This is a genomic window from Sediminibacterium sp. (assembly GCF_051861365.1).
In the GTDB taxonomy this organism is placed as follows: Bacteria; Bacteroidota; Bacteroidia; order Chitinophagales; family Chitinophagaceae; genus Sediminibacterium.
Map to the genome: position 1 here is coordinate 56234 of NZ_JBHYCW010000008.1, position 13707 is coordinate 69940.

The 13707-nt window shown below is 38.5% G+C and carries 13 protein-coding genes; 5 read left to right on the forward strand and 8 right to left on the reverse strand.

The window, feature by feature from the left end; translation table 11 throughout:
• Positions 1–60 precede the first annotated feature (60 nt).
• On the reverse strand, positions 61–528 hold the full coding sequence (locus tag ACTIEV_RS05360) for a DinB family protein (RefSeq protein ID WP_322195244.1): 468 nt from the start codon (positions 526–528) through the stop codon (positions 61–63).
• A gap of 71 nt (positions 529–599) precedes the next feature.
• Here ACTIEV_RS05360 and ACTIEV_RS05365 point away from each other — a divergent pair, with 71 nt between their 5' ends.
• Entirely contained in the window at positions 600–1412 is an 813-nt protein-coding gene (locus tag ACTIEV_RS05365) for a DUF3667 domain-containing protein (protein ID WP_322195242.1), read from the forward strand.
• Between the two features lie 10 nt (positions 1413–1422).
• On the opposite strand, the gene ACTIEV_RS05370 is transcribed toward ACTIEV_RS05365, so the two are convergent.
• Complete coding sequence (locus ACTIEV_RS05370) at positions 1423–2625, reverse strand: GAF domain-containing sensor histidine kinase (RefSeq protein ID WP_322195240.1); 1203 nt, start codon at positions 2623–2625, stop codon at positions 1423–1425.
• Positions 2626–2801: 176 nt separating this feature from the next.
• On the opposite strand from ACTIEV_RS05370, the gene ACTIEV_RS05375 reads away from it, so the two are divergent.
• Genes ACTIEV_RS05375 through ACTIEV_RS05385 form a run of 3 tightly spaced genes read left to right on the forward strand, consistent with a single transcriptional unit; the run spans position 2802 to position 4975 of the window.
• A complete protein-coding gene (locus ACTIEV_RS05375; RefSeq protein ID WP_322195237.1) occupies positions 2802–3551 on the forward strand; it encodes a hypothetical protein in 750 nt (249 codons plus the stop codon).
• Positions 3552–3573: 22 nt separating this feature from the next.
• Positions 3574–4227 (forward strand): HD domain-containing protein, encoded by a 654-nt coding sequence (locus ACTIEV_RS05380; protein WP_322195235.1) that lies wholly within the window; start codon positions 3574–3576, stop codon positions 4225–4227.
• Positions 4228–4237: 10 nt separating this feature from the next.
• Complete coding sequence (locus ACTIEV_RS05385) at positions 4238–4975, forward strand: peptidylprolyl isomerase (RefSeq protein WP_322195233.1); 738 nt, start codon at positions 4238–4240, stop codon at positions 4973–4975.
• Between the two features lie 34 nt (positions 4976–5009).
• Here the strand turns inward: ACTIEV_RS05385 and ACTIEV_RS05390 are convergent, their stop codons facing one another.
• Together ACTIEV_RS05390 and ACTIEV_RS05395 are read right to left on the reverse strand one after the other, a co-directional pair.
• Positions 5010–6023: an SGNH/GDSL hydrolase family protein gene (locus ACTIEV_RS05390; RefSeq protein ID WP_322195231.1), complete on the reverse strand. Its 1014-nt coding sequence runs from the start codon at positions 6021–6023 to the stop codon at positions 5010–5012.
• 7 nt (positions 6024–6030) lie between these two features.
• Positions 6031–7437, reverse strand: a complete 1407-nt coding sequence (locus ACTIEV_RS05395; protein WP_322195229.1) for an MBOAT family O-acyltransferase — start codon at positions 7435–7437, stop codon at positions 6031–6033.
• 557 nt (positions 7438–7994) lie between these two features.
• Between ACTIEV_RS05395 and ACTIEV_RS05400 the strand changes: the two genes are divergently transcribed.
• Complete coding sequence (locus tag ACTIEV_RS05400; protein ID WP_322195227.1) at positions 7995–8729, forward strand: LuxR C-terminal-related transcriptional regulator; 735 nt, start codon at positions 7995–7997, stop codon at positions 8727–8729.
• 4 nt (positions 8730–8733) lie between these two features.
• Here ACTIEV_RS05400 and ACTIEV_RS05405 read toward each other — a convergent pair whose 3' ends face one another.
• The 4 genes from ACTIEV_RS05405 to ACTIEV_RS05420 all read right to left on the reverse strand — a co-directional run bounded on the left by ACTIEV_RS05405 (position 8734) and on the right by ACTIEV_RS05420 (position 13700).
• Complete coding sequence (locus tag ACTIEV_RS05405) at positions 8734–9768, reverse strand: hypothetical protein (protein WP_322195225.1); 1035 nt, start codon at positions 9766–9768, stop codon at positions 8734–8736.
• A 100-nt stretch (positions 9769–9868) separates the two neighbouring features.
• The gene (locus ACTIEV_RS05410; RefSeq protein ID WP_322195223.1) at positions 9869–10090 is read right to left on the reverse strand and encodes a hypothetical protein; all 222 of its coding nucleotides are present in this window, start codon (positions 10088–10090) and stop codon (positions 9869–9871) included.
• 32 nt (positions 10091–10122) lie between these two features.
• A complete protein-coding gene (pulA, locus tag ACTIEV_RS05415) occupies positions 10123–12144 on the reverse strand; it encodes a type I pullulanase (protein ID WP_322195221.1) in 2022 nt (673 codons plus the stop codon).
• A 47-nt stretch (positions 12145–12191) separates the two neighbouring features.
• The gene (locus ACTIEV_RS05420) at positions 12192–13700 is read right to left on the reverse strand and encodes a glycoside hydrolase family 10 protein (protein ID WP_322195219.1); all 1509 of its coding nucleotides are present in this window, start codon (positions 13698–13700) and stop codon (positions 12192–12194) included.
• Positions 13701–13707 lie beyond the last annotated feature (7 nt).

Sequence of the window (13707 nt, forward strand, 5' to 3'; positions counted from 1 at the left end):
AATCGTTTAGTTTACAAAGCTAACGATTGATCGCTTTGTTTGTTGACCGGTTTAACATATTTAACGTGGCAGCAAACTGAACTGTCGGGCATGATGAGTCACATGCTTATAATGCAATAATATCCATTCTTCAAAATTCAGTGGACCGAATACAGGGTGTATAATTTTTTTATCCGGATAGCGTTCATAAAATGAAAAAAAGTTTTCGATCGCTTCTTTCAAATGCGCTTTTGCTGTGTTGAGATCCGGTTCTCTAACGGGTAATGGCTCTTCAGGGAGTACCGGCGCCTTAGTATTTTCACGAAACTGCTTATCACTCCTTAAAAACTCTTTGTATTTTGGCAAGTGTTCTTCCGGTGTAACCAACGGGAAATGAATCTGATCGGTGGATACTTTGAAAAACCCCGTCACATGTTCTACCATTTGCTGAACATTCATTTTACCCCAAAGTGGCGTTGTATCCGCAGGTAAATGACTGATCCATTCAGGAAATGTAGTTTTAATGAATGAGGCTTTATCCTGGTCCATTTTTTCTGCTAAGGTAATCCTGTAAAAGTTTACAGAAAAGCAATCTTTGTTTTTTATATTGCAATACCAAGATGTTGAACTGCCTAAACTGTAACGCTCCGCTTACTACTACACAAAAATTTTGTGGTGAATGTGGTCAGAAAACTGCATTGAAGCGTGTGAATTTGCATGATGTATTCCATGACGCCATTCACTATTTCACCCATGCCGATAAAGGAATTTTTACCTTATTAAAATCGCTGATCATACAGCCGGGATTGGTTGCCAAAGAATATGTAGAAGGAAAAAGAAAAAAGCATTTTCCTCCTTTGAATTTCTTTTTAATTGTAGCGGCTGTATATATTGTTATGGGAGGTATTACATCAAAATATAGCAATACTACACTTCAAAGAAATACTCGGGAAAACAGTTATACATCTGCTCCGAAAACAAGTATGCCGGATAACTTTCAACAAGCAGAAAGTATCAAACGAATGGAGAAGATGGCGAATATGGGTCGTTTTTTTTCCAAGTACTCCAATTATGTAGCCATGCTTGCTGCCCCGCTGATCAGTTTTTTAATCTGGTTATTGTACCTAAGAGGACGGTATAATTATACTGAGCATCTTGTGGCCAACTTATACCTGATTGGCTTTACCAATTTATTTCGATGTTTAATTGTTGCACCGATAGCGATATTCTTGAGTATAAGATCGGAAAACAGAAATGTACAACTTGCATTTGTACTATTCGAGGTCGTGTACAGAACGCTATTCTATTACCGCTTTATGGGCGAATACAATTGGGCAGGAAAAGCCAAAGCCTTTTTAGTATCAGCAGGTACAGCTATATTCTGGAGTGCGCTGATAGGCACTATATTTTATGTTTATATGCGATGGGGTTGATGGCTTGCACCTAAACAATCGGTAATAACACACTGAATGTAGTACCCTTATCAGGTTCCGACTCAATATTGAGAGATCCATTCAATTTAATGATCAGGTGCTTTACCAGCATCAAGCCAAAACCATATCCTTTTTCGCCGGAAGTACCTTGTGTTGATTTCTGTTCCCCATACATGATCTGGTGAATGGTGTCTTGGTCCATTCCGGATCCAGTATCGCTAACTTTGATCGATAATTGCTTGGTTCTTGTAATGATGATGGATAATTCTACGGTTACCTGACCATTTAGTGGCGTGAATTTGATCGCATTCGAAATTAAGTTACCCGTAATCTGTAATAACTTATTTTTCGAAAACGATATATCTCCTGTTTTGCTGTCTGTAAGTACCTTGAAATTGATTTTTTTATTAGCAGCTTGTGGCGAAAATAATTTTTCGATTTTTTCCTTAAAAATCATCAGGTTATATTCATTGTTACCTACTTCATGTGAAGGATTATCTACTTTCTTTTCCAAACTCAAGATCTCATCCGCCAGTTCCAATAAAGAATGTCCCCCCTTTTGTATCATAGATACCAATTGCAACACTTCTTCCAATTTATTATCATTGCCTTGTTCACTAATGATTTGCGCCAAACCTACAATACCGGATAGAGGCCCCCTGATATCATGTGCCACTTTTTTCTGAGTTTCTTTGACTTCATTTACACGATTCTTCAACCCTTTAATCACACGAATCACCATCAGTCGGTTGACGATTTCATCGGCAATGATCTTCAACATTTCAACTTTCTCCGGGCTGATTTCTTTGCCAATAGTGTCCATTACACATAAAGCCCCTAGTTGAATCCCATCATTGGTTTGCAATGGTACTCCAAAATAATAGCGGAGGCTGGGATCGTCTTTCACATAAAACTTATCCTTGAAACGGTCATCTACAGAAAGGTCTTTTACTTCAAAGAATTGCTCGGATACAATCGTGTATTGACACACAGAGTCTTCTCTGGGCATTTGTTCCAGATCCAATCCGAAATTGCTAACAGTCCATTGTGTAAATGAATCAATCATATTCACCAATGAAATATTAGTACCGGCTACTTTAGCAGCGAGTTTGGCTAAGTCTTTAAAATTTTCTTGTAAGGATGAATAGTCAAGATCGAACTCAGATAATTCGATTATACGTTGCATTTCATTTTCCGGTAATGGGGCTGCCATTTAGATAGTTTTTGAAGTATAAAGATATTAACAGGAATGGAGATAACCATTATCTGAATACCAATTCATGGTTATGCGACACATTTGTCGTAAAAACTACTACAACATTTATACCTTCACTTGGTTCGGATATCTCAGTTCATGAATTGTTTTATCTTTAAAATGTAACTGAAGACATGAAAAAAAATAGCCTTTTTACAATGTTGCTACTGGGTTGTATCGCGCTGATGGTTACTGCCTTTACTGAAAAAAGTCAGGTTCAACAACCATTAAAAGGTGCCTGGCAACAGGTCAATGGCTATGAACAAACTACACTCATTATTACCGACCACATCTTTTCTTCCGCTACCTATAACTTACGTGAAAAAAAATTCATCAGTTCTTATGGGGGAAAATATAGTATAGTACAAAATAAGCTCACCATTGCTATCGAATGGAATAACCTCGACTCATCAGCAGTGGGTACCCAAAAAATTACGAATTTCCAGATCAAGAATGACCAACTCAGGATGGAAGGAAGTACCGGTAGCTGGAAACGCTTAGATGACGGTATCCCCGGCGCATTAGCCGGTGACTGGATCATAACAGGTAGCTATACAAATGGTCAGGTGTCGAAAAGAAGAAGTCCGTTTTATCCAAGAAGAACCATGAAAGTATTATCAGGCAAACATTTTCAATGGATCGCTTATAATGTGGTCACCAAACAATTTTTTGATACCGGCGGCGGCACCTACAGTACCGAGAATGGAAAGTATACAGAAACCATTCACTTTTTTACTAAAACGGCTGCAAGTGTCGGGAAAGTCTTAGCATTTGACTATTCATTTGTACATGGCGACTGGAGACATCAAGGTCTTACATCAACAGGAGGGGTGATGGATGAATGCTGGTCAAGAAGAGAAATTGTAGAGAACCCCGCGCAATAAGAAAACATTAATATATTTTTTGATGCAAGAACAATACCTGATTCAGAAAACAGTAATATTCGTCAAAGAGACTTTACAAAACAGCGAAAGTGGACATAACTGGTTTCATATTGAACGTGTTTGGAAGAATGCGAGACATATAGGTGAATCAGAACATGTAAATATGCTGGTTGTTCAACTGGCAGCACTTCTCCACGATATCGCCGATTCAAAATTTCATGATGGAGATGAAACCGTCGGACCTAAAATGGCAAGAAACTTTTTAGCAGCAGAAAAAGTTGATGAGTCCATTATTGATCATGTTGTGAAGATCATGGAAAATATGTCGTTCCGATCAGGGTATGATCAGCCGTCTTTCCAATCTATTGAACTACAGGTGGTACAAGATGCAGACCGACTAGATGCCATTGGGGCCATCGGTATCGCAAGGGCCTTTCATTTTGGTGGCTATAAAAATCGAGAAATGTATGACCCCGCTATACCGCCTGATTTGAATATGACCAAAGAAACTTATAAGAAAAGTACAGCACCTACCATCAATCATTTTTATGAAAAATTATTATTGTTAAAAGATAAAATGAATACTACTGCCGGAAAGAAGATGGCTGAAGATCGACATGTTTTTATGGAAAAATACCTGCAACAATTTTATACGGAATGGAATGGAGAAGCTTAATCTTAGTACTATGTATATAAAGAAAGTATGCTTGTTGGGTTTATTGATTGTATCGGCTTGTTCTACACCCAAGTATTTCCGAAAGCTTGATAAAGAAGAAAAGAAGGCCGTGAAAACAGCCAAGCAATGGGTGGATGCATCTCCCAAACAAACACATGTGCTGATCATGACTAGCAAGGGTAATTTGGTGGTGAAATTGTATGATGAAACACCTTTACACAGAGATAATTTTATCAGCAAGGTAAAAGCAGGTTTTTATGATAGTCTGTTATTTCATCGTGTCATCAATCGATTCATGATACAAGGAGGTGATCCGGAAAGTAAGTATGCTACGGCTGACAAAAGAATTGGAAGCGGATCTGCACCGGGAGATCGTATCCCTGCAGAATTCCGAACGGCACAAAATATATTCCATAAAAGAGGAGCATTAGCGGCTGCGAGAACCGATAATCCGGAAAAAGCCAGTAGCAATTGTCAGTTTTATATTGTACAAAGACCTGTTTGGCGAAAATCAGAATTAGACAGTACCATTCGTGCGCGTAACCTGACACTCAACGATCACCAAAAAAATCTATACACCACCGAAGGAGGTACGCCACACCTCGATGGTGGCTATACTGTTTTTGGGGAACTCATAACAGGATTTCATGTATTGGATTCGATTGCAACTACACCTACTAAAAGTGATAGACCCATTACTGATATTCGAATGCGTATGTTCTTATTGAACACCCCTAAAAAGAAATAGCAGCTGTTGGCTGCTATTTCTTTTTAGGAGACTTTTATTTTGATCCAAAGAGTTGTTGGTATAAAGTCAATTCTGTAGCAGTAGGCGAATACGCTTTTTTAACGCGACTCATTTTATTACGTTGTGTAAAATAAAAATCTCCAATATCATTAGGATTGGTGACCAAAATAATGATATCGGGTTCTGCATATTTTGCACGTTCTGAAACCAAGCTTACCTGATCATCAATGGTATATCCAATCACACCGGCATTGATGATCTCTGCATCAGGGAAACGTTGTTGCAATAAAGTGGTAAAAATTTGACTGTTATCCAAAAAAGGGGAATAGAGCTGAGAATCACCCAATAATAAAATGCGTTGTTTTGATTTAGGGAAACTAAGATCTGTATTCATCCTAAATCCTTGTTTGTTGGTGATCAGTTGATAGGGAAGATTCTTACCTCCATCCAATGCCACATCCTGATTAGGGTCCAAATCTCCGAATACCGAAGATCTTTCTGTTTCAGTAAAAGTTTTCGTTGAACGATGTGAGCTATACTTAGTGATAATAGGCTGATAAAGATCAGCAACGATTTTAGATCCATTTACAGACCAATGACCATCCAGCGGCATTTGCGTAATTTTTTGTACGGCAAAAGCAGTCAACGGATTCATACAGTCATATACATCCAACCCTATTTTCTTACTGATAGATTGAATCAATGGTATCCCCTTTCTTCCGCTTATCGTGATCGCATCTCCCACTTCCGGAGAAAGAATAGTGACAATCAGTTTTGCGCCTAACTCATCGGATACTTTCTTGAGATCTGCCAGCGATTGTTCATAACGTTCAACACAGGTATTATAAACAGCAATACCTGTATCGCCTGCATTCAAAATAGCAGGTGTTTCGGGTACCTGAGGATACTGACTGAGGTATTGCTCTCTTTGTTCATCTTTTGTTTCACTTACCACCGGATCCGTAATCACCTCACCTTTATTTTTTCCATCCTTACAGGAGAACAACACAAATAGAATCGCAAAAACAAATAATTGCTTCTTGAGCATGTGAAATTTAAAATCTGAAATAATAATATTCTTGCAAAGATAATTTCTTATGATACAGAATTACAATCAAAGCAAATGCCCCATACATCGTGTATCTGATCCATTTGTTATTTGAAATATCTAATGGATGTTGCCTGAAACGCTGCATCCATTCCATCAACAATAAAAGTAAACACCAATGTATATGTGCATATAAAAAAGTGGGTGGCCAACTGAAAGAATGATTACTGATGAGGCTATTCCAATACTCCTTTGCTTTTCCCAGGTTTTCTGCTTTGAATAAAATACGACTGAACGTAATCAAATGAAAAGTTAGTAGGATTTTACCCAAAGTTGACAATGAAGGTAACCATCGATCTTTATCAGGTGCTAGATCATCATGCTTGATTTGATTACGCAGTAAGTAAATAACATAATACAGCCCATTTAACAGACCCCACAATACAAAATTGATGCTGGAACCATGCCATAAACCACTGAATAGAAAAATAAACAGGATCACTGGTATTAAACCTATTTTTCCCAGCGAACGACCACCCAGTGGTTTATACAAATAATCAGTTAGCCATCTGGTAAGTGAAGTATGCCATCTCCTCCAAAACTCAGCCGGATTTCTACTCAAAAAAGGTGATTTGAAATTTTGAAACAAATCAATACTGAAAAACTTAGCTACCCCACGAGCAATATCAGAATAAGCAGAGAAGTCTGCATAAATTTGAAAACTGAATAACACAATACCCAAATACAAGGAGAAGCTATTCAAACTGTCGGCTCTGGCAAAACAATAATCAACCGAAATACTAATATTATCTGCAACCACCATTTTCTTGAATAAACCCCAGATAATTTTTTGTACAGCAGGTTCTATATTCGATGGATCAAATACTCTTTGTTGTTTAAACTGTCGCAAATGCTTGGTAGCCGCGGGGATAGGTCCTGCTAAAAGCTGAGGAAAGAAACTGATATAAGCGCCTAAGCAAACCAAGTCTTTCTCCGGTTCAATTTTCTTCCGATACACATCAGTTACATAACCAATCGTACTGAACGTATAAAAACTCAAACCAACAGGTACTAAAAATTTCAAATTGTCAAAACGAGCACCCATTCCATTCACAATGTCAATACCAAAATTGGTATACTTTAAAATCACCAAACAAGAAGAAAGTAAAACAATGGATAGTATTAATACCGGCTTTTTGAAGGAGTTTATTTTACCAATCCATAAACCGGAAACAAAAGCAACGAGAATGAGTCCGGCGAGATAAAAAACAAAACTATAATGTAGTTGACTGTAAAAATAAAAACTGGCAATCAGTATCAGGATATTCTGCAGGCGCACCGATTTATAACAACACCAATATAATAACAATACAGTGCTACAGAACCAAAAGAATTCCCACGTATTAAATTGCATTGACGGCTATTCGATCAGGAAATGGATATAACCAAATATACTTTTTTTGACTTACCCTTCCACTTAGAATTTTTCTAATAAGAGCCGGATCTTTTCCTGTGTATCTATATCTCAATGACTGCATTCAATCCTGCTTATGCTAAGAATGCTTTGTCTCAAGATGAATTCGGTTCTAGGGAGAAGGTAAAAAAGAAGATCCGGATAGTATTTATCCGGATCATTGAACATTCCTCTGATTGGAATGCAGGATCTTGGCTTCATAGGACCAATCAGATGGCTTGCTTAACCCGGGGCTGTTACCGAATCACACCCCCCGATATGATCAGTAACAGTCCCACCAGGTATATCGATAAAGGTTTTCACCTGATTATCAATAAGTTAGAAGAGATTTCAGTTTTGGTATATTAACAGATGAGTGTTAATTTTAAACTGTTAACTGTCGAAAGTTTAATAACCCCTTTCTTACTTGATACCAAAATTATGGTTGTCTGCTATACCAGTCAACTGCGAAAATTCGCAGGTACAGGTAAGAAGTGATACGTAAAGTATTTGCAGACATGGAACCAATAGATCTAGGTAAGTATACGCGCTCGTTCGTTACTGATACCCCGGCTGATCTTCACTCAGAAGAATTCAGGTATTTCAATGAAACCATCCCAAAATTTCCTGAAGAAGGTATTTATATCTACTCCTTTGTAAAAGGCAGAATGATCTATGCACATGGCTGGGAAGAAGTGCTGGGATACCGTGATGATGAAATTACGATGCTAAAAATTGTAAGCATGACCGCGCCTGATTACGCACCTTTTGTTGATGAATTGAATGATAAGGCGCTTATGTTCATTCATAAAACATCCAGTGATCTGGATAAATACAGTTTCTTGATTGAATCAAAAAAACTTCACAAGAATGGTTCTGAAGTTCCGATTGTTGCCAGAGTCGGTGTATTCGAACATGAAAATGGAAAATTAAAATCCATTATTGGGCGTTTTCAAGTCAATAGAAACCTGACTTTTGGAAGAGTAATGCGCTATGCAGCATTCGGTCCCGATAAGGTTGAATTTGAAGAAGAACTGAATAAAACATTATTCTATAAATATGCTATTTCCAATAAAGAAAGAGAAGCATTAGCGATGGTTGCTAAAGGATATTCACTCAAAGAAATCGCAAATTTTTTCAACGTTTCTCAATCTGCTATTGAAAAAAGAATCATTCCATTGTATAAGCGATTTGATGTAAAAAGCTTAACACATTTGGTCAGCTTTGCTTACGAAAATCATATCCTTCCTTAAAAGATCAGGATCTACTAAGATGTATATGGGTGATATTCTCAGTAAGTATTCCTAACTGATGAAGCATTGTTTTCCAGGTTGACTCTAATTTCATTACACCTACAGAAGAAACATCACCCAATACCCAGATCACGTTTGATTGTTTCAGGGCATTAATATTCTCCGATGCAAAATTACCTGATTGCAAATGCTGGAGAAAGATTACAGGTGATATCAATTCTGCAGCACCGAATAAGCCTGTATTGATATCATCAATCACCAAGCAATGGGCTTTACGCCAACCCCATATATTTCCCGGCACTTGTGGCTCTGTGGGGTTAGACTCTACAAAGGCACTGAATAGTTTAATAGCAGTTGTGTATTTACAAGCCTCCTGCTGTATAGACAATTCATTGGCCATGGCTACAGCCAAAGATGTTTTTCCCGATTTATACTCGCCAGAAATCAACAAGTGTTTTCCTGATTTTTTCTGAGCGAGAAATGTCAAGACTTTTTCCTTGTCCGCCTCTTCCATCTTCCATTTCCACTGACTTAACCTGAACTGGATAGGGTATTCAGCTGCTTGTTGAAACATTTTGGTATGGTACCATTTTTTTGAAGCGGGATAAAGTATTAAACAAAGCATCAATAAGATGATAGCCAATATCCAAGGTCCGCCCAAAGCAATGGCGGCGAACAATGCACCAAAAATGAAAAATCCAAGATCCGTAGCGGTATCGTGAATGATATTTTTCCAATCCGGTTCAAATAATGCAGCTTCTTTTTTTTGTTGTTTTAATGGCTTTCTAACATTGATGTATTCAAAAATGGTCCAGATCAATGAAACGATGAGTGCAGATAACCAGGTAGCATTATCCAGGTTAAAACAATAGTAGAGTAACAGATAAATAAGATGCGTAGGAATATAACCTAACATGCAATGTCCGCATTGATTGGCCAGCCAGCCATAACTCAGGGTAATACCTCTTTGTGAGTCTTTACCAATCAGGTCATATCTAAGTTGCGCCTTGACTGTTGTAGCGGATAAACGGAATGGCATAGGTTGCGTTTATTACATAAATATAGCCACAGATATATAAGAATGAGACATCAAATCTCTGCTCCTATACCTGTGGCTAGTATATGTGTAGGTAACCGAACTATTCTTCTTCTTTATGAAGCGGGTTACGGCGTGTGGGAATAATCATTTTTTCATCTTCACTCAAGAATACCCAGAACTCATATAAGGCAAAAATATCACCCGGAGTTTTGCTGTCGCCATTCTCACTTCTGCGCTCATAAGCACCCAATAATTCGCCATGATGTTTCAGCTCTAACAGTTTTTTTTCGTGGCCTAGTTCTTTAAAACTTTCAATGGTCATACCTTGTTGATTTTGTGCAAATATAGGGTTATCTATTCTTTAGAACCTCCTAAATAATATTGCCTTTGCTCGGGAACTTCAGCAAGTATGATAGCTTCTCTGGGGTTTACCAGTATCTGTTTAACAACCATTTTATCGGACAAAGCTTTACCCTTATTAACCAGCTTCCATTCACCCGGGATTTGAATTGTTTGTGATTGACTTGTACCGTTAAAAATTATTAAACAGTTTGACCAAGTTTCTTTTTTTGTCTCTTTAAAAAACGACATATCTAATTTATACGCGATCACTCCTTCTACTTGTGTATCTAAAAATCTAATATTATTATTAACAGAACGGCTGCTGGTTAATCTAAATGCGCCATGTTCCTTACGCATTTTAATTAATGAGGCAACTGTTTGATACAGCGCTAAATTTTTAGTTTTCAATCCCCATCGTATCGCATTCACACTATCGCCTTTATTATAAGAATTCTCTTCACCAAACTTAGAACGTAAAAATTCTGAACCAGCATGCAAAAAAGGTATACCCTGTGAGGTTAGTACAATGGTCAATGCGAGCTCATGCATCTTTTTTCTTTCTTCCTCAGAAGCATCTGGAACAGATAAGGCAATTTTATCCCACAGAATATTGTTATCATGACATTCTGCATACGTAATCACATTTGCCGGACTGCTTGCATAAGGCTCTTTAGAATAATTCACCTTACTCATATCAATTTGCAGATGCGGTAAGGAAGCCACGATTCCAAATTTCACTGATTCTGTATTGGCTGTCTTACCGGTGGCAAAACCTCTGTCTTTTATATCAAATACACTTCCTTTGATACCATCACGTATATCATCACTGAACACCGCAATACCCTTTAGTAAATGTGCATTTTTCTTAACAGCTCTTTTTTCTTCCGGATAAGGTGATGCCCCGGCAGTCCACCCTTCCCCATACAACAATATATCCGGCTTGATTTTATGCAGTGTATCTGAAATCAGGTTCATGGTTTGAATATCATGTACACCCATCAAATCAAAACGAAAACCATCGATATGGTATTCTTTTACCCAATACAGTACGCTCTCCAACATAAATTTTCGCATCATGGCTCTTTCACTGGCTGTTTCATTACCACAAGCAGTTGCATCTGAAAAACTACCATCGGGTTTTTGTCGGTAATAATATCCAGGTACCAGTTGATTGAAATTGGATGTCTCCGTTAATGCAGTATGATTGTACACCACATCCATCACCACACGCAATCCATTCTGATGAAAAGCCTGTATCATTTGTTTCAACTCACGGATACGTGTTCCCCCATCCGATGCATCGGTACTGTAAGAGCCTTCCGGTACATTATAATTCACCGGATCATAACCCCAGTTGTACTGTCCTGTTTTGGTTTCATCAACAGAGTTGTAATCATAGAAGGGTAACAAATGCACATGTGTTACCCCCAATTCTTTGATATGATCCAGTCCGGTTGACAAGCCTGCTTTATTCTTGGTTCCGGTTTCTGCTAATCCGAGAAATTTCCCTTTGTGTTGAGCACCGGATTCTTCATCAATAGTAGCATCACGAATATGCAATTCATAAATGATGGCATCCGTAGGTAAATTTTGATCTGAGAAATTAGGGCTATGATCATTTTCCCAACCTACAGGATTCGTTTCTTTCAAGTCAATCACTTGTGCTCTTTGTCCATTAATACCTGTTGCTTTCGCATACGGATCTGTCACTTCATTACTCCATTGATCATTGATCTTTGCACGAACCGTATAAAACATTCCTTTCAAATCACGGTTTACTACTGCTACCCAAGTACCGGATTCACGCTTCTGCATTTGGATGGTTTCTTTTGCTACACCCCCGGTCCCGGTTGTATACAATTTCAATTCCATAGCGGATGCAGGTGGACTCCAAATACGAAATACAGAAGATGTTGACGTATAGGTTAGTCCCAAATCATCCCCCTTATAAGTAGGGTATACGTCGAACTTATACTGTGCATCCACTGCTGATGAAAAAGCAAACCATGCCATAAGCATCCATAATTGTTTCATGATCTTCGATTGTATATCAATTTACATGTTTAGCAGCAAAAAAAGAGTTAACGAATACTTTCATTTCCTAACCTGTCTACAGCAGTGACAATAATATTTGAAACAATCAGTTTTTCATTCCCAGAACCGTTAGCCAATCGCTCCAATACAACAGACCGATCTTTTCTATTGAGTATCTGATATCTTTTTTGATTGCCATATTGATAGTACAGCACCCACCTGAAAACAGTTGCTTCATCCGGATGTGTCCAGCTTACAGTAACCTTATCTGCTTGTGTTGCTGTAGAAACAGTTGGTGCAGCAGGAGCTTGATTACCCAACCATGGACTTTCAGGTACCAGTGCTTGCTTTTTATAAGGACCTTCTATCAAGGCTTTGGCCATGGGTGGATTTTTAGATACAGAAAAAATATTCCAGTGAATCACTCCCTTGCTTTTCGGAAGCATACCTCTGGAGATCATGATCTGACTCATGATCTCATTTACATTTTTTGCACTGGTGTCTCTGCCCACACTGATACCCGGCCATAAGTGACGCTGCATGGTATTCTCTCCCTGCCACCATCCCAATAATACCGGATAACTTTGTGGCATTCTGTTAATGGGCCAGTACAATTGCGGAGCGAAATAATCGATCCATCCTTTATTCAGCCAAAGTTTGGCATCTGCATACAACTGATCATATTGATCAAAGCCTTCAATAGAAGCCGGATAACCCGGGCGCCAGATACCAAACGGACTCAGCCCAAACTTTACATGTTTTTTCTCTGCCTTGATTTCTTTGTACAGTCTTTCAATCAAAGTATTCACCGCATCTCTGCGCCAGTCGCCACGCGATAATTGTCCACCTGCCGCTTTATAAGCTGACCAGCTTTCATCATCCGGAAAATCATCTGTTCCATTGTAAGAAGGATAAGGATAGAAATAGTCATCAAAATGAATGCCGTCGATATCATAGCGCTTTACCAGGTCTTTGACTACTGCAGAAGTGAGGTCTTGTGTGGCTTTACGTGCTGGATCCATCCACCAATAACCTTCTTTTAGTTTCATTACCAGATCTGGTCGCTTTTTTACGATTGATTGTTCACTGATTTCTTTTCCATCTTTATGATGTGCGCGATAAGGATTTAACCACACATGCAATTCCATTCCTCTGTCATGAGCAGCTTCTGTCCAGAATGTAAGCGGATCATAAAATGGATCCGGCGCTTTTCCTTGTTGTCCGGTGAGATAATATGACCAGGGTTCCAACTCACTACTATACAATGCATCCGCTTGAGGTCTTACCTGAAAGACTACCGCATTGAAATGATGCGCCTTCAAAAAGTCTAGCTGCTCAATGGCTTCACGTTGTTGTTCTGCAACACTTAATCCGGGTTTAGAGGGCCAGTTGATATTGGCTACTGTTGCAATCCATGCCGCTCTGAATTCTCTATCCGCTTTGAAGGATTCATTTACGGGGTGGGATACTGATTGATTTTTTTGTGAGACTTTGCAGTGTTGAAATACAATACTGCTAAAGATGAGGAATCCATACAAAATGATCTTCTTGGCCATGTATTTC